This is a genomic window from Sulfitobacter rhodophyticola (assembly GCF_041281685.2).
Classification (GTDB): domain Bacteria; phylum Pseudomonadota; class Alphaproteobacteria; order Rhodobacterales; family Rhodobacteraceae; genus Sulfitobacter.
Genome location: NZ_CP166251.2, coordinates 3,728,047 through 3,744,656, shown reverse-complemented (window position 1 = coordinate 3,744,656; position 16,610 = coordinate 3,728,047). Strand labels below are relative to the sequence as shown.

Here is a 16,610-nt window from a genome sequence, read left to right as displayed (position 1 = left end):
GGGCCTCGCGGATGCGGGGCCTTTTCAGTTTGCGGGGGGTGCCGCCCGTGACCCGTCGGGTCGTTGTGCGTATCTGATCTGACCCCGGCGGCGCAGCACTTCCTCCCGCGGGAGCCAGTCATAGCGTTTGTCCGTCGCCACCCGTGACCAGAAAAGCCGCCCGCCATTGCGCCATGGGTCCAGCACGATGCCCGCTTCCATGGACGTGCCTTTGGCGGTGATCACGGCAGTCGAATGTTCGATCAGAAAGCGCGTTTCGGAATTGGCGATGGCACGTTTGAGGTCAAGCGTACGGAATTCTTCTGCGTTCAACCGTCGTTCCATATCCTCGGCCCAATGATAGCACAGGCCGCGCGGCTTGGTGCCTGCGTTGACCTTGGCGTTGTGGACAAGTGGTGAATCGGTGATTTGGTAGGCCAGTGCAAGGCTGTGGGTTTGGTCATAGGCGATGGTAGCGGCGCGGCGGGCCTCAGCCGGATCGACCTGCGGGGACAGCGTGCGGATTTCACTGGCGAGTGCCGCTATTTCGGGCGCGGTCCCCCGAGGCGGCGGGCCGGAAGTACAGGCGGCAAGCACCACGAGCGACAACAGGGCAATCAGGCGCCTCATGGTGCGGCCACCGCGCGTGCAAGGGCGCAAAAGCCTTCCAGTGGGATCTGTTCGGCGCGGTCGGTGGGTTTAAGGCCTGCAGCGACAAGCCGGTCCTCGATGTCGGGTGCTATGCCCTTGAGTGCGGCGCGCAGCATCTTGCGGCGCTGGTTGAAGGCGGCCGCCACCACGCGCGACAGGACGGCGGCATCGGCTTCAAAGCGTGGCTTTGGCAGGGCGGTCAGGTGCACCACGGCGGACGACACCTTGGGCGGTGGGGTGAATGCCTCTGGCGGCAAGTGCATAACGATCCGCGCATCACTGCGCCACTGGGCAAGGATCGCCAGCCGGCCATAGGTCTTGGAGCCGGGCTGCGCCACGATGCGTTCGGCCACTTCGCGCTGGAACATCAGCGTCAGACTTTCCCAGAACGGCGGCCAGTCGGGCGGGGTGAGCCAGCGCACGAGGAGTTCGGTGCCGATGTTGTAGGGCAGGTTTGCGGCCACGCGGATGGGCGGTGTCAGATGGGCCAGCGGGTCCACCTCCAGCGCGTCGCCTTCGATGATCTGTAGCCGGTCTGGGTAGGCCGCCTGGATCTCTGCCAGTGCAGGCAGGCAGCGGCGGTCCTTTTCGATCGACAGCACCTTACGCGCGCCTTCGGACAGCAGGCCCCGCGTCAGGCCGCCGGGGCCGGGGCCGATTTCAAGCACGTCCGAGGTGGTCAGATCCCCTGCCTGCCGCGCTATCTTGGCGGTCAGGTTCAGATCCAGCAGAAAGTTCTGGCCCAAGGATTTGCGCGCCGAAAGGCCGTGGCTGGCGATGACGTCGCGCAGGGGGGGCAGCGTGTCTATCGCGCTCATGCGGGATACGCCATCCGGTGCGCCATGCGGATGGCCTCTATCATGCTGGCGGGGCTGGCGATGCCCTGACCCGCGATATCGAAGGCAGTGCCATGGTCGGGGGAGGTTCGGATAAAGGGCAGGCCCAGCGTGACGTTGACGCCTCGGTCAAAATCCAGCGTCTTGATGGGGATCAGGGCCTGATCGTGGTACATGGCGATGGCCGCGTCGTACCGCGCGCGCGCGGCGGCGTGAAACATCGTGTCGGCGGGCAGGGGGCCGATCAGGTGCAGGCCTTCGTTCTGCATGTCGCGGATCAGCGTGGCGATCCAGTCGACCTCCTGTCGGCCCATGGTGCCGCCTTCGCCTGCGTGCGGGTTAAGCCCTGCTATGGCAAGGCGGGGTGCCGGAATGCCGAACTGGTCCCGCAGGCCTGCGGCAGTTATTTCAATGGTCCGCCGCAGCCCCTGTGGCGTCAGCTGTTTCGGCACCTCCTCCAGCGCGATGTGGATGGTGGCGGGCACGACGCGCAGCGCGTCAGAGGCAAGCATCATCACCACGTCATCAACGCTCGCAAGCGCGGCAAGGTATTCGGTGTGACCGGGATAGGCGAAATCAGCCCCGTCCTTGAGCGCCTTCTTGTGGATCGGCGCGGTGCACAGCGCGCAGGCCAGGCCATCGCGCACCAGATCGACACCACGGGCAATGACATCGACGACGTGCCGGGCGTGGTCTGGATGGGGGGTGCCGGGGGTGACGGGCGGGCCGAAGTCCTGCGCCAGAACGGGCAGGGCGTCCGGCGTTTGCGCGCCTGCCTGCGCAGGATCGCGGATCACGACATGGGGCAGGTCGGTGGGCAGGTGACGCGGATCCCCCAGCCAAAGCATCGGCACATCGTCCTTCAGTGCCGCCCACGCCCGCGCGGCGACTTCAGGGCCGATACCTGCAGGTTCGCCGCAGCTTATGACAACCGGTAGCCGGGTTTCTGTCATTGCCGGATGATGCGGGCGTCGGCGCGCAGTTGTTTCATCAACTGTTCGGAATAGCCTTGCAGCTTGCGCTGGCGCAGGTTCGACACAACGGTTTCACGCGACAGTTCCGCGTTGGCCGCCGCAGTGCGCTTGCACATCATCAGAAAGACCAGCGTCTGCCCGTCGGCACGGGTCAGTGCCGTTGACACCTCTCCGGGGTCAAGCTTGCTGAGTTCGATTGCGATGTCGCGGGGGATTTCGCCGGGTTTGGATTTCTTGCGCTCCAGCACTTCGGGCGGCTGGTCCTTGGCCACGCCATACAGGTCGTTGCAGGTATCGACGCGGGCGCGGATTTGCGCGGCTTGCGCCAGGGTTTCGTCGCTCCGGCCACCGGCCAGATAATAGGCGGCGTATTCGATCTCGGAGAATTCCTGATCGGGTTTGCCTGTTTCCTCGATACCGCGCAGTTGGAACAGCGCCACGGCATTGGGGATCGGAATGGGGGCGGTGACCTCTCCGATGGCCAGATCAAGGATCAGCGGGTGCAGGGATGGGGGCAGTTGGCCAAGCGGACGCCACGGCAGGCGACCGCCCGCCCCCCGCGAGGCCGTGGCCGAATAGCGCCGGGCAAAGCTTGAGAATTCGGCGGTCGATGTGGTCTGGGAAATGCGTTCGGCCAGTTCCGCGACGCGGGCAGCGTTCTGCGGCGGTGCGGGGATGATGATTTCGGACACGAGCACGCGGATGCCGGTCCCGCTGGACGACGCTGCCAGCGCGCGGTCAATTTCCGCGTCCGAGATGTTTACACGGTTGAGGTAAAGACCCCTGATCAATTCACGCCATTCAAGCGTCACCGTCACGAAGTCGCGAAAGGTTTCACGGTCCACGCCGCTTTGCCCAAGGGCGGTGACAAATTCCTCCGTGCTCAGGTTCGCGCGACCTGCAAATTCGGCCAGCCCTTCGTCCAAGCCTTCGGGCGTCAGTTCGATCCCGAACTCCGCTGTAGTCTGCTCGCGCAGGCGATCGTCGATCAGCGCCTCGACCACGCTTTCGCGATCGGCACCCGGTGCGTTGAGCAACCGCAGGAAGCGCTGGCGTTGCTGCACTTCGAATTCGCTGACCACGGCGTCATTGACGCGCGCAACGGGGGCAAAAAGGTTCTGGGCGACGATTGGCGTCGGCAGTGCGAAGGCGGTTAGCCCCGCAAGTCCGGCAACGGCAAACCCGCGCGTCAGGCGCGAAACGGTTGTTTTGATCATTTTCGACATGAGCGCTCGTATCTTTCTGTTCCGCTGTTGGCCGCAAAGCCCCTCAGCCCCACGTTAAATCCGAAATCGGTAGAGGGCTCAACACTTGTTGAGGTGGCATAGCGCCGCCGCACCGAGAGGTCCACCGTCACACATTCGTTGAAGTAGGTCAGGCCAAGTCCTGCCGTTGCGGCGCGGTCATCGGCCACGTCAAAGCGCCAGTCGGCGTTGGCGGTCCACTGGGCGTTGATCCTGTAGCTGCCATCCAGGCTGATTTCGGAGACCGCTTGCAAACGTTCTTCGGCGGGGTCTTCGTCCAGCCAGACGTAGCTGCCGCCCAGCCGCCCGCGATTGAAATCCCAGTCCCCGCGCAGTTCGGCCTTGGCGAATTCGAAATCCTTGTCGAACAGGCTGCGCCCGGTCAGGGACAGGCCGTCGGGCATCTTGATCTGACCGGCCAGCAGATAGTCCGATTGCGTGCCGTCCAGGCCGGAACTGGCGGAAAAGGCGGGATCACTGTCGTTGCGAAATACCTGCCCAAGGGCCACATGCGCGTCCCAGCCATCGGGATCGACGCGGGTCCAGGTCATGCCGACAGCCGCCGTTGTCCCGCGCTCGCGCCGGTCGGGGCGGGGGAAGCGGGACAGTGACAGAAGATTGCCCTGATCGAATTCGACGCGCGTGCTTTCCTCGTTCGGGATGACAAGGCGGGTGCCATCCACCCAGCCAAGTTGGACCACCGGTTCCAGCACATCCACCACACCCGCAGCACCCCGCCGCATCAGCGGATACCGCAGGGCAAGGGCTGCATTTGTGGTCAGGTCACTGTGGTTCTTGTCGAAGGTGGCATCCTGCGCGATGTCGAAGAAATTGAAGCTGGCACCGACGCGGGTATCCGCCACGATACCGCCGCGCATGATCGCCCGATGGATCCAGTCCACCCGGCCATTCAGGCGGGTCACATCGCGGCCATCCACGATCAGATCGGCATCGGGTCCGTCGGTGTCCCGGTCGGAAGACCGCCTGTGGCCATGCGCTTGCAGACCCAGGCGCAACTCCCCGCCCAATGTACGGGGGAAATACCGCCGCTCATACGCCCCGTCTAGCACGAACGTCGGCTGGGTCGAATTGTCTTCGCCATCGCGCAGCGTCTCAAAATTAAAGACGGAGGCGCGGACATATTCGTCACGACGCGCGCGGCTGACGGTCAGTTCACTGGTCAGCCGGTCGTTGGAGGAATAGCCGTATTCGGTCAGATAGGCCCGGTCGGTCGTCAACTCGACATTGAATTCGAGCTTGTAGTCGCGTTGCAGGTCGAACTGCCCGTCGCCGAAGAGATAGCCGCGCGTCTCTCCGGGCAGTTCGTCGTCGCGGGTGATTGCCCCGTCGAATTTGATCCGGCCACTGCGAAACGCCTGTCGATAGCGGAATTCGAAAGTTCGCGTGCTGGGGGACAGATAAGGTGTCAGGGTCAGGTCGCGGTGATCGCCCAGCTTGATGAAATAGGGGACCTTGATCCCCGTCCCCAGTTGCGACGTGGAGCGGATCGTGGGGGCCAGAAAGCCCGTGGCGCGGTCCAGCGTGGGGTCGGGCAGGCGCAGGCGCGGGATATAGAAGACCGGCACGTTGCGGATGCGGAATTGTGCCTCGTCGAAATAGAGCTGTTGTTCCTGCTGGTCGTGGACCACCCGGCGCGCCCGGATCTGCCAAAGCGGCGGCTCACCGTTTTCACAGACATGGCAGGAGGTTACGGCAGTCTTGTAAAGCTGGCTGTAGCGGCCTTCGACCCGGTTGATCTGGTTCGCGGCAAGCTGCAGTTGCTGGTTCAGGATCAGCCGCGCGCCGGTCAGAAGACCGTTTTGCAGGTCGGGATCAAGCTGTGCTGCATCGGCGAGCAGGATCGTTTCGGCGCCTTCGGAGAGCGTAATCGGCCCTTCGATCTCCAACGCACCGGTGCCCTGATTGTAGCGGATCGCGCGGGCTTGCAGCCGGGTGTTGCCCTGAAAGGCTTCGACATTGCCCTGCGCGACAAGTGTCTTGTCGCGGGTGATGAAGACTTCGTCGGCCACCAGAATGGCGGACTGCTGCTGTTGTGACGTGCCTGACTGCGATGGGGCTGCGGTCTGTGGAATGGCGTTGTGTGGCGCCGCGACCAGCGCCAGCAGCGAGATCGAGCACAGGAGGCGTTTCATTCAGCCATCCTCCACATGCAGCAAGAGGCCAAGCGCCAGCAGAACGGCCGCCACGGGCGGCGCCCATGCGGACAGCAGAATCGGGATTTGCCCGTTCTCCCCCAAGATCTGTGCAAAGCTGCGAATGAAGTACAAACCAAATCCCAATAGCACCGATGCCAGTACAGCAACCCCTGTACCACCAAATCTGGTATGCCGCATGGTGAAGGCGCTCGCAACAAGAACCATGGCGACAAGGAAAAGGGGGCGTGCGAATTCGGCCTGAAGTCCCACCCGGTGCTTGCGGGCGGAAAAGCCCGCCTGTTCCAGCTGCGCGATGTATTGGGGCAAGTCGTAGATGGCCACGCTGCCCACATCGCCGATGCTGCTGCGGATCCGGTCAAGCGTCAGCGAGGAGGGGATGCGCAGGCTGTCGTGGAAGCTTGCATTGCCTTCCGCGTTCACGCCTTGACCCAGCGGCCATGATTTGGCCAGTCTGAGCGACCACGCCCCTTCTTCAAGGGCTGCCGATTGCGCTTCGATCCGGCGGATGGGGCCATTGGCGCGGTCATAGGTCAGAAAGGTCACGTCATACAGGACCGACGCATCGGTATTCGAGCGCCATGCGCGGATCACCGTCTGCCCTTCGGGCGTGCCCTGGCGCAGCCAGAGACCTTCGTCGCTGATCGACAGGGCGGCGCCGCCATCCGACAGGATGCGGTCGGATATCTGGATGTAGCGCCCGCTTGTCGCCGCCGCGATCGGATTGAGCGCGGAGACGGCGACCACCCCGATCAACAGCGCCACACCGGCCGGTGCCAGCAGGATTTTCAGCGCGGAACGGCCTGCCGCGCGTGTGACGACCAGTTCGGACGACCGCGCCAGCGACACAAACAGCGCCACAGTGGCAAGGATCATGATCAGCGGCAGCACCTGATTGATCGACTGCGGCGCATTGAGAAGCGTCAAACCGACGATACGCTGCCAACCGATGTCGTAATCGCCAAACTTCCGAGTTTGTTCGACCAGGTCGATCAGCATGACCAGCGCAAGGATCACAATGGTGATCAGTGCAATCACCATGATGAAACGGCGCGCGTAATAAAGGTGCAGGATCATGCCGCCCCCCGCCGTCGGCGCATCCGGGCCAGCCAGCCGGGGTGGGCGGCATGGGTCAGCATGGCGCAGGAAAGTGCCAGGCCGACAAGCGACGGCAGATACATCAGCGGCCAGGCCCCGGCGTCGTTGCGCACCATATCGACCGCGACACCCCGGAACCCGTCGATTGCCACCAGCAGCCCAAAGGCAATCGCGACCTCGCGCCAAACGCCGAAACGCGAATAGCCTCCGATCAGCAGGGTGGCAAATCCCAGCAATGCGGCAACGATGCAGAAGAACGGCTGGGTGAACCGTTGGTGGTATTCTTCCGCGATGGTGCTGAGGCTGTTGTCCGTGCGCGATCCCAGTTCCGTCCAATCCCCCAGCAGCGCAGGTGTCGTCATGGTGCGAATGGATTGGGAACCGCTCAGGCTTCGGCTCATCAGTGTTGAGATATCAAACGAAAAATCACGAAACTGCGCGGTCGCCAACCGCTTGTCGCCGCTGCTGAGCCGCTGGGCCAGACCATCGACCATGATCAAGGTGGTGCCCAGTTCATCCGTGGCATCGTTGCGCACCAGATAGGCTTCGGCGGCGGTATAGATCACCCCTTCGCCCGGATCGCGTCGGTCGGACAGAAAGACGTCGCGCAGCACGCCGTCAGCGTCAATCTGCCGGGTATAGAAGGTGACGCTTTCGGCCGGATGCAGGAACGTGCCTTCGGTCAACAGGCCGTTGGTGACGTTCTGGGCAATCTCCGCTTCGCGCTGGTTCAACTGGGCCTGCGCCATCGGGACAAGGAAATGGGTCAGCACGCTCATCATTCCGGCGACGCAGAGGCCATAGACAAACACCGGGCGCGCCAGCCGCCATGGACTTGAGCCTGTGGATTGCAACACGGTCAGTTCGGATTCGCCGCTCATCCGGTTGATGACATAGACGGCGCCGGCAAAGGTGGCGATCGGCAGCACCGTAACCACGAGTTTGGGCAGGCTGAGCGAGGAGAATTCCAGAAACACCAGCGCCGATTGGCCGTTGCCGATCAACCGGTCAAACAGCACCACCGCGCGATTGATCCAGAACAATGCAACAAGCACGAGCGCAAAGAAGCCAAACAGCACGAACAGCTGTGACAGCATGTAGCGGTCAAATCTGGTCACTGCGACCTCTCTCGAATGCTCTGACGGCGTCTTTTGCGGCGACACTATCGCAAAAGCCTGCGCGCGGGAACTGCTATCTGGTCACTACCCGGACGCCGCGCTAGGTATGTCACGAAACCAGACAGAGGCCCCCATGACCGACCTTACCCCGATTTCCTTTGCAACGACCGATATTGAGGCAATTGCCACCCATAAAGGGCGCATCGCCCTTCTTGTGACGCCCAAGGCAGACTTCGACGGGCCCACGGCCGAGGTCGATACCCTGACCGGCGGTGCGCTGGCGCGGATGGTGGCCGGGGAGGCCTTCGGTAAGTTGAAACCGGGGGACGCGATCACGCTTGCCTATCCAGGTGGCATGGCCGCCGAAGCAGTCGAGGTCTTTTCGCTTCCCGCGGATGCGACGGTGGCCCAGCAACGGCGCGCGGGCGGGATCATGGGCAAAAACAGGGGCAAGGCGGACTTGCTTGTTTTTGCGCAGGACACAGCCTGCGCGGCCCAGATGGCATATGGCGCCGCGATGCGGGACTATGATTTTCAGGACCACAAGACGGGCGGCGACCCGCGCGCGGGCAAGATCACCGTCATGACGGCCAAACCCAAGGCGGCGGAGGCAGAGGCCGCACCGCTGCTCGCGGTGGCCGAAGGGGCGTTCATGACCCGCGATCTGGTCAATGCACCCGCCAATGTCCTGACCACCGACGCCTTTGCGGCCCAACTGGCCGAGATGTCGTCGCTGGGGCTCAAGGTCGAGGTGCTGGAAGAGGATGAACTGGCCAAGCTGGGGATGCGCGCGCTGCTGTGCGTCGGGCAGGGTTCTGACAGCCCGTCCAAGGTTGTTGTCATGCGCTGGGAAGGCGGCAAGAAGGATGCGGCCCCGCTGGCGCTGGTGGGCAAGGGGGTCGTGTTCGATACCGGAGGCATCAGCCTGAAACCGGCGGCGGGCATGGAAGATATGACCATGGACATGGGCGGTGCCGGAGTCGTGTCCGGCGTGATGCGCGCACTGGCACGGCGCAAGGCAAAGGCCAATGTCGTGGGGCTGGTGGGATTGGTGGAAAACATGCCGTCGGGCAATGCCACGCGACCCGGCGACGTGGTCGCCTCGATGAAGGGGGACACGGTCGAGGTGATCAATACCGATGCAGAGGGGCGTTTGGTGCTGTGTGACGTGATGTGGTACGCGCAGGAGCGGTTCAAGCCCGTGGGCATGATCGATCTGGCGACACTGACCGGCGCGATCATCATTGGTCTGGGCCATGACAACGCGGGCGTGTTTTCCAACGATGATGCCTTCTGCGACGCCTTCCTGACGGCGGCGAAGGCCGAGGACGAAGGCGCGTGGCGCATGCCGCTGGGCAAAGGTTATGACGAGATGCTCAAGAGCCGCGTGGCGGACATGAAGAACGTCGGTGGGCGGCCCGCGGGGTCGATCACGGCGGCGCAGTTCCTGCAGCGTTTCGTCAAGGAGGAAACGCCGTGGATCCATCTGGATATCGCGGGCGTGGCGTCCTTGAAGACAGAGACCCCGCTGGCGCCCAAGGGGGCGACGGGGTGGGGTGTGGCGGCGCTGAACCGTCTGGTTGCGGACAATTACGAAGGGTGATCACGGCATGGGGGCCGCCTATTTTTACCACCTGACGCGCAGGCCGTTGGCGGAGACGCTGATGATGCTGCTGGGCAAATCGCTTGAGAATGGCTGGCGTGTGGCGGTGCGCGGCACCGACCGGGTTGGGTTGGAAGCTCTGGATCAGGCGTTGTGGCTGGGGCCGGAGGACGCGTTCCTGCCCCATGGGCTGTCGGGCGGTCCGCAGGATGCCGATCAACCTGTCTTGCTGGTCGATGGGACGGATGCGGCAAACGCGCCCCATTGCGTAATGTCGGTGGATGGGGCCGAGGTCACGGCGGCTGAGGTGGCTGAACTGGAGCGGGTCTGCGTCCTGTTTGACGGCAATGATACGGAGGCGCTGGACCGGGCGCGGGCGCAGTGGAAGGCGCTGAAGGAGGCAGGCGCATCGGCGCAGTATTGGTCGGAGGAGAGCGGACGGTGGGAGAAGAAAGCGGAGACCTGAGCATAGGTGTCCCGGTGCATTCACGCCGACGCGTTCTTCGCTTCCTTGCGCCTTTTCGCCGCTTTTTGGCTTCTCCCGCGCTGGATAAACAGGTGGGATAAAGTGATGACGAAGACGAAAGAAATCAGACCCAGATACCGTTCGTAAACACCGTCAATCGCGTCCGGCAGGAAGAAGAAAATGGGGGCGGACGGGACCCAGACGACTGAAATCGCCACCAGGATTTTCGAATAGAGCGGGTCGGCGCGGCCTGCGGCCTTGGCCATCAGCAGCGGCAGGGACGCCATCAGAAAACCAAGCCCGTAGACCAGATAGCGGTGGATCACCACGCCGTCGTTGTCACTGTCGCCGTATTCATTCCTTGCCCCCACCAGAAAGACGATCAGCCCCAGCGCGACCAACCCGACGATGCTGACACTCCACCGCAGGCCGCCCAGATGCACGTGCGCTGTCAGCAAGGCGACGCAGATCAGCGCACTTGAGAAGGCATAGATACCGATATCGACGATGAATTCGTACTTGCCTGCCCCCAGATCACTGATGGTATCGGCGATCCAGTCGTGATCGGGGACGACGAAATCGGCAATCAGGATCGACAGCGCGAACACCGCGCAGCCGAAGATCGCATAGCACCCCAGGAATATCATCAAACCGGGTTGTTCCTGCACCTTGGGGCGGGCGGTGTTGTCGGGCATCCTGTCCTCCGTGACTTGCGGGCAAACGCCCGCCGGGGCGGAGGGGTTCCGGACCTTGCCGAAATATCTGCGCCTGCTTGTCCGGAGTGCGTGACCTGCGATCACCGCGTCAGGATCAATTCGCCGCCCGCAATCTCAATCCGGCCCCAGCGCTGCAGGTATCCCATACCAAGGAGCGAGCCCGCCATTTGCCCTTCGTTGACCACGGCGGGCACATTCTGATCCTGCACGCCTCCCAGCACCACTTCGTCCAGCCGCACAAAGGCGGTGCGGACTTCGCCGTTGGCGGTGTTGGCGCGGCCAAGGTAGTTGAGGCTTTCCGGATCAAGCCCGACCCGCGTGGCGTCCGCCTGCGTCAGCACCATGTCCGTCGCACCGGTGTCGACAACGAAGCGGATGGGTGTGTCGTTGATCTCAAGGGTCAGGTAGTAATGCCCGTCGCGGGCGCGGGGAACGACGATCTGATCACCGTCTGCCATCACCATCTGCGGGCTGCCCGTGTCGCGGCTGATGTCCTGCCACAGGCCCACGGCGGCGGCACCGCCGACAAAGATCATGCCCCAGACGGCGGCGTGCTGCAGCGTCTTGTTCCAGCCATCGCCGCGCGCCTGCACCCAGAACCACCCCACGACCATCGCCAAAAGGGCAATCAGATAGATCAGGCGGCCTGTTTCGATTTCATCCATGGGAACCTCGTGACGCTGGTGGTCCTGATATAGGCAGCGCGCAGCCAGTCGGCTAGCCCAAGCCGGGGCCAAATCCGAAGGCGGCGAGACCGTCGAGCACGAATTGGACGGACAAGGCCGCCAGCAGCATTCCGAGGATGCGGGTGATCACGTCGATGCCGGTCTTGCCGATGGCCCGGTCAAGGACGGAACTGGCCATCAGGATCAACGTCAGCACGACAAGGGTCAGCGCCGTGATGCCAAGGACAGTGATCATACCTTCGATCCCCGGCCGTTCGCCCATGAGCAGGATGACGGAGGCAATCGCACCGGGTCCCGCGATCAGCGGAATGGCAAGGGGGAAGATGGCGGGATCTTCCGCATGTTCGTCCCCGGTCTTGTCCTCGCGGCGCTTGGTGCGGCGTTCGAACAACATGTCGAGCGCGGTCAGGAACAACAGGATGCCGCCCGCGATGCGGAAGGCGGCCATGGAGATGCCGACAAAGCCCAGTAGCGCCTCGCCGAAGAAGGCAAACAGCGCCAACACGATGGCGGCGGTGCCTGTCGCGCGGATGGCCACGCGGCGACGGCGCGCCGGCGTCATGCCGCGGGTGAGGGCGAGGAACAGGGGGGCGATGCCGATGGGGTCGATGACCACGAACATCGTGACGAGGGCGGTGATGATAAAGGCGGTATCGAAGATCATGGTCGGTTGCGTGTTCTCATTGAGGGCTGCGCCCACGTTATTTTATTTGGGGGCTCTGCCCCGTCAGCAGAGCTGACTCCCCCGGGATATTTCGGGAGAAAAGATGCAGATCAGGCGGAGGCCTTTTCGAGCTTTTCGGACGCCTGCATCCAGAGGGTTTCGGCGCGCTCCAGCGCGCTCATGACTTCGGCGTATTTCTTGTTCCAGACCTCAAGTTCGCCGTTTTTGGTGTCTTCGTACAGGGCGGGGTCGGCAAGTTTCCTGGCCAGCTTGTCGCGCATGTCGTTGATCTTTTCCAGACGGCTTTCCGCTTTGCGCACCTCGGCGCGCAGGGCGAGGATGTCTTCGCGGCTGGCGCGCTTGGGTTTGGGGGCTTCCTTGGGCTTGGCGGTCTTGCTGACGGGTTTGGTCGGTTGCAGCAGCATCTTGCGGTAGGATTCCAGGTCATCGTCGTAGGGTTTGACGGTGCCGTTGGAGACCAGCCACAAGCGGTCCGCCACCATCGACAGCAGGTGCATGTCATGGCTGACGAGGATGACGGCGCCGGAGTATTGGGTCAGAGCTTCGACCAGCGCTTCGCGGCTTTCGATGTCGAGGTGGTTTGTCGGCTCGTCCAGGATCAGCAGGTGCGGCGCGTCGAGCGTGGCAAGCAGGAGCGACAGGCGCGCTTTCTGGCCACCTGAAAGCCTGCCGACTTCGGTCTCTGCCTGATCAGGGCCAAGGCCGAAGCCCGCCATTTGGGCGCGCAGCTTGGAATGCAGCACGCCGGGGCGGGCCGAGATCATGTGTTGCAGCGGCGTTTCGTTCACGTGCAGTTCTTCGACCTGATGCTGGGCGAAAAAGCCGATGCGGAGTTTGTTGGCCTTGATGGCCTTGCCGTCCATCAGGACCAGACGGTCGGACAGGAGTTTCGACAGTGTCGATTTGCCCTGGCCGTTCTTGCCCAGAAGCGCAATCCGGTCGTCCTGATCGATGCGCAGGTTGAGGCGGCTCAGAACCGGTGTGTCGGCGGTATAGCCCACCGCACCGCCTTCGATGGAGATGATGGGGGGTGAGAGTTCTTCGGGTTCGGGGAAGGTGAACACGCGTTTGGCGGCCTGCTCGGGGGAGGCGATCATGTCCATCTTTTCGATCATCTTCAAGCGCGACTGGGCCTGCTTGGCTTTGGACGCCTTGGCTTTGAAGCGGTCCACGAAGGCCTGCATGTGGTCGCGGCGGGCCTGTTGTTTCTTGGCCATTGCCGCTTGGACAGCGCGCTGTTCGGCGCGCTGGCGGGCGAATTGGTCGTAGGGGCCCTGGTAGAAGGTCAGCTTGCGTTCATCCAGGTGCAGGATGCCGTTGACCGCGCGGTTCAGCAGGCCCCGGTCGTGGCTGATGATGATCACCGTATGGGGGTATTTGGCGAGGTAGGATTCCAGCCAGAGCGCGCCTTCGAGGTCGAGGTAGTTCGTGGGTTCGTCCAGCAGCAAAAGATCCGGTTGCGCAAAGAGCACGCCCGCGAGGGCCACGCGCATGCGCCAGCCACCGGAAAAATCCGAGCAGGGCATCTGTTGTTCGGCGGCGTCAAAGCCCAGTCCTTTGAGGATTGACGCGGCGCGTCCCTCGGCCGACCAGGCGTCGATGTCCGTCAGACGCGATTGGATATCTGCGATGCGGCCCGCGTCTGTGGCGGTATCGGCTTCGGCCATCAGGCTGGCGCGTTCGGTATCGGCTTGCAGTACGGTGTCGATGAGGGAGGTTTCAGACGAGGGCACCTCTTGCGCGACACCGCCGATGCGCGCGCGGCTGGGCAGGGAGATGTTGCCGGCGTCCAGCCCCAATTCGCCACGGATGATGCGGAAAAGGGTGGTTTTGCCCGCGCCATTGCGGCCGACAAGGCCAACCTTGTGGCCATCGGGGATCACGGCGGAGGCTTCCTCGAACAGGGGGCGGCCTTCGACGGAATAGTTGATCTCGGAGATGCGTAACATGGGGGCGGTGTGGACTAAGGGCGGAGCAGGGTCAATGTGCGTTCTGGTCTTACGCTCACAGGGCGAATCGTGTCTGTTCACGCCATGTTCGAATGCTGAATGGGAGTCTTGCCAGTACGCCGAAAGTCGATGCAAACCGTTGGACCGAACATGCGGGCACGCCCCATCCCATAACCGGGCAGAACGATGGGCCCTACGGAGAAATTGCATTGGGAGATGCGGTTGGTCTGACGCAGTATGGTGTCCATCTGGAACGTATCCCGCCAGGGTCGCGGTCTTCTCATCGGCATTGGGACGCGCGCGAAGAAGAGTTTGTTTATCTGGTCTCAGGTCGATTGGTTCTGATTGAGGAGGCCGAGACACTTTTGGTGGCCGGAGATGCGGCGGGCTGGAAAGCGGGCCAGCCGACGGGCCATTGTCTGGAAAACCGTTCGGAGCAGGATGCAGTGGTTTTGGTCGTGGGAACGCGGCTTGACGAAGATGTGGTGCACTACCCCGACCATGATCTGATTTTGCATCGTCGCAGCAACGAGCGGACATATACGCGGGGTGATGGATCAGCCGTGGATCAGGAAACCTGAGGCGCTGAAATACCACCGCGCAAGCTTTATCCTAAACGATACGACACGCAGGCAAATCCCGGCTTTCCACGGCCTAAGGCCCATGTTAGGGAGCGCCAAATTCAATCCCCAAAGGAGCAAGCCACATGGCCCTTGAGCGTACATTTTCCATCATCAAACCCGACGCCACCAAACGCAATCTGACCGGTGCCATCGTCAAGAAATTCGAAGACGCGGGCCTGCGGGTTGTTGCTTCCAAGCGTATTCACCTGACCAAGGCGCAGGCCGGTGAGTTCTACAAGGTGCACGCGGAGCGCCCGTTCTACGATGAGCTGTGCGAATTCATGGCGTCTGCGCCAATCGTCGCGCAGGTGCTGGAAGGGGAAGGCGCGATTGCCAAGAACCGTGAGGTGATGGGGGCGACCAATCCCGCGGATGCGGAAGCCGGGACCATCCGTGCCGAATTTGCCGAAAGCGTTGGTGAGAATTCCGTGCATGGGTCTGATGCGCCCGAGACGGCGGAAGTGGAAATCGCCTATTTCTTCTCCGGCCTTGAGCTGGTCGGCTAGGTCGGTTCCGGATATGTGATACGAAAGGGTCGCCTTCGGGGCGGCCCTTTTGCGTTTCAAAGGCTCGCGTAGTCGGTGATGACGGGCGGGTCCTGCGGCTTGTCCGACGGTGTTTTGTCAGCGGTCGGATGGGGCGGCGGTGTGGTGTCGTCTTCCCGTGCGGGCGGGTTTGGCTGTTGTGGGTCTTGATCGGCCATGGCTGGCTCCTCTCTCTCGCGGCGGTGTGGGCCGTGAGAAAGACCTTGGTCGGGGATCAGGCCAAGAGCATGCCGAAACCGGGGCGAGAGTTGGGTAATGTCGTGCCGGAAGTGCCGTTTTCATACCCGATCAAGATGGTAGCGGGTTGTCTGACGGTAGGTTTCGCCGGGGTGCAGGATGATCGACGGAAAGCTGGGGTTGTGAGGGGCGTTGGGCCAATGCTGCGGTTCCAGCGCGATGGCACCGAAGGGGCGCAGATCGCCGCCCTCGTCCAGTGCGGCGCGCAGGGCGGGCAGATGTGCCCCGTTGTAGACCTGAAGGCCCGGCGCATCCGTTGAAAGCCTCAGACGCGTGCCGTTGGCCCCGGTCAGCGTGGCGGCAAGGTGCACCGCGCCATCGGCAGGCAGGCAGTAATTCACATCGAGGGCGGGATCATGGGGAATGTGCCGCGCGGTGGTGAAATCGAACGGTGTATCAGTTGTCTGCGCGATCTGGCCGGTGGGCAGATTGTCCGGCCCGGTTGGCAGATAGCGATCGGCATGCAGGGCGACGGTATGGCTGGCCACATCCCCGCCGCCGTCAAGGTTCCAGTAGGGGTGTGCAGCGATATTCATCGGCGTCGCGGCATCGGTGGTGGCTGTGATTTCAAGCGACAGCGTGCTGTCTTGAAGGGTGTAGGTTGCGCTGATGACCCGGTTGCCGGGCAGGCCGCAGGCGCCGTCGGGCAGGGCGCAGATCAGGGTTGCGGAGGTTTCGCTGCGCGCCTTGATTTGCCAGTCCCTGCTGTGCAGTCCTTCGGGGCCAGAATGCAGCGTGTTTTGCCCGTTTTCGTTCAGCGCCATCTGGTAGCGGATGCCTGCAACCGTGATGCAACCTCGTTCGAGCCGGTTGGCAATAGGGCCGACAAGCGCGCCTGCATAGATTGGAATATGGTCGTGGTCTTCGGGTGCGGCCAGCCCCAGAACAAGGTTTTGCGCGCTGTCGTGCAGGCGCAACCCCACCAGCGCCGCACCCCGCCGACGCAGGGATACGGTCAGATGATCGTTTCGCAGTTCAATGAGGGGCGCATCGGGCATGCTAGAAGATGTGCCGCGCGGCCTCCTT

General features: G+C 62.9%; 17 protein-coding genes. 4 read left to right on the top strand and 13 right to left on the bottom strand.

Going from position 1 to position 16,610, the window contains the following annotated elements; all coding sequences use genetic code 11:
• Positions 1-24: 24 nt before the first annotated feature.
• From AB4X18_RS19455 to lptF, 7 genes are read right to left on the bottom strand one after another with little or no spacing between them, the layout of a single operon-like run.
• The gene (locus tag AB4X18_RS19455) at positions 25-609 is read right to left on the bottom strand and encodes a hypothetical protein (RefSeq protein WP_432816933.1); all 585 of its coding nucleotides are present in this window, start codon (positions 607-609) and stop codon (positions 25-27) included.
• A complete protein-coding gene (gene rsmA, locus AB4X18_RS19450) occupies positions 606-1,448 on the bottom strand; it encodes a 16S rRNA (adenine(1518)-N(6)/adenine(1519)-N(6))-dimethyltransferase RsmA (RefSeq protein ID WP_432816932.1) in 843 nt (280 codons plus the stop codon). Before rsmA ends, AB4X18_RS19455 begins: the two co-directional genes overlap by 4 nt.
• Positions 1,445-2,419: a 4-hydroxythreonine-4-phosphate dehydrogenase PdxA gene (pdxA, locus tag AB4X18_RS19445; protein WP_432816931.1), complete on the bottom strand. Its 975-nt coding sequence runs from the start codon at positions 2,417-2,419 to the stop codon at positions 1,445-1,447. Before pdxA ends, rsmA begins: the two co-directional genes overlap by 4 nt.
• The gene (locus AB4X18_RS19440; protein WP_370401620.1) at positions 2,416-3,666 is read right to left on the bottom strand and encodes a peptidylprolyl isomerase; all 1,251 of its coding nucleotides are present in this window, start codon (positions 3,664-3,666) and stop codon (positions 2,416-2,418) included. Before AB4X18_RS19440 ends, pdxA begins: the two co-directional genes overlap by 4 nt.
• A complete protein-coding gene (locus AB4X18_RS19435; RefSeq protein ID WP_370401619.1) occupies positions 3,654-5,837 on the bottom strand; it encodes an LPS-assembly protein LptD in 2,184 nt (727 codons plus the stop codon). Before AB4X18_RS19435 ends, AB4X18_RS19440 begins: the two co-directional genes overlap by 13 nt.
• Positions 5,838-6,935 carry an LPS export ABC transporter permease LptG gene (gene lptG / locus AB4X18_RS19430; RefSeq protein ID WP_370401618.1) on the bottom strand — a complete coding sequence of 366 codons (1,098 nt, stop codon included), beginning with the start codon at positions 6,933-6,935 and terminating at the stop codon, positions 5,838-5,840.
• Positions 6,932-8,074 carry an LPS export ABC transporter permease LptF gene (gene lptF / locus AB4X18_RS19425; protein ID WP_370401617.1) on the bottom strand — a complete coding sequence of 381 codons (1,143 nt, stop codon included), beginning with the start codon at positions 8,072-8,074 and terminating at the stop codon, positions 6,932-6,934. Before lptF ends, lptG begins: the two co-directional genes overlap by 4 nt.
• Before the next feature lie 133 nt (positions 8,075-8,207).
• Between lptF and AB4X18_RS19420 the strand changes: the two genes are divergently transcribed.
• Both AB4X18_RS19420 and AB4X18_RS19415 read left to right on the top strand, forming a co-directional pair.
• Complete coding sequence (locus AB4X18_RS19420) at positions 8,208-9,677, top strand: leucyl aminopeptidase (RefSeq protein WP_370401616.1); 1,470 nt, start codon at positions 8,208-8,210, stop codon at positions 9,675-9,677.
• Positions 9,678-9,684: 7 nt separating this feature from the next.
• Positions 9,685-10,143, top strand: coding sequence for a DNA polymerase III subunit chi (locus AB4X18_RS19415; RefSeq protein WP_370401615.1), 459 nt, complete (start codon positions 9,685-9,687; stop codon positions 10,141-10,143).
• Positions 10,144-10,163: 20 nt separating this feature from the next.
• On the opposite strand, the gene AB4X18_RS19410 is transcribed toward AB4X18_RS19415, so the two are convergent.
• The 4 genes from AB4X18_RS19410 to AB4X18_RS19395 all read right to left on the bottom strand — a co-directional run bounded on the left by AB4X18_RS19410 (position 10,164) and on the right by AB4X18_RS19395 (position 14,179).
• Positions 10,164-10,838 carry a DUF998 domain-containing protein gene (locus tag AB4X18_RS19410; protein ID WP_370401614.1) on the bottom strand — a complete coding sequence of 225 codons (675 nt, stop codon included), beginning with the start codon at positions 10,836-10,838 and terminating at the stop codon, positions 10,164-10,166.
• Between the two features lie 101 nt (positions 10,839-10,939).
• Positions 10,940-11,524 (bottom strand): retropepsin-like aspartic protease family protein, encoded by a 585-nt coding sequence (locus AB4X18_RS19405; RefSeq protein WP_370401613.1) that lies wholly within the window; start codon positions 11,522-11,524, stop codon positions 10,940-10,942.
• A gap of 52 nt (positions 11,525-11,576) precedes the next feature.
• Complete coding sequence (locus AB4X18_RS19400) at positions 11,577-12,209, bottom strand: MarC family protein (protein WP_432816930.1); 633 nt, start codon at positions 12,207-12,209, stop codon at positions 11,577-11,579.
• A 110-nt stretch (positions 12,210-12,319) separates the two neighbouring features.
• Positions 12,320-14,179, bottom strand: a complete 1,860-nt coding sequence (locus tag AB4X18_RS19395; protein WP_370401612.1) for an ABC-F family ATP-binding cassette domain-containing protein — start codon at positions 14,177-14,179, stop codon at positions 12,320-12,322.
• A 92-nt stretch (positions 14,180-14,271) separates the two neighbouring features.
• Between AB4X18_RS19395 and AB4X18_RS19390 the strand changes: the two genes are divergently transcribed.
• Positions 14,272-14,760 carry a cupin domain-containing protein gene (locus AB4X18_RS19390; RefSeq protein WP_370401611.1) on the top strand — a complete coding sequence of 163 codons (489 nt, stop codon included), beginning with the start codon at positions 14,272-14,274 and terminating at the stop codon, positions 14,758-14,760.
• 125 nt (positions 14,761-14,885) lie between these two features.
• Positions 14,886-15,308 carry a nucleoside-diphosphate kinase gene (ndk, locus tag AB4X18_RS19385; RefSeq protein ID WP_370401610.1) on the top strand — a complete coding sequence of 141 codons (423 nt, stop codon included), beginning with the start codon at positions 14,886-14,888 and terminating at the stop codon, positions 15,306-15,308.
• Between the two features lie 56 nt (positions 15,309-15,364).
• Here ndk and AB4X18_RS19380 read toward each other — a convergent pair whose 3' ends face one another.
• Positions 15,365-15,505 (bottom strand): hypothetical protein, encoded by a 141-nt coding sequence (locus AB4X18_RS19380; RefSeq protein ID WP_370401609.1) that lies wholly within the window; start codon positions 15,503-15,505, stop codon positions 15,365-15,367.
• Positions 15,506-15,625: 120 nt separating this feature from the next.
• Positions 15,626-16,582: an aldose epimerase family protein gene (locus tag AB4X18_RS19375; RefSeq protein ID WP_370401608.1), complete on the bottom strand. Its 957-nt coding sequence runs from the start codon at positions 16,580-16,582 to the stop codon at positions 15,626-15,628.
• Positions 16,583-16,610: the final 28 nt, after the last annotated feature.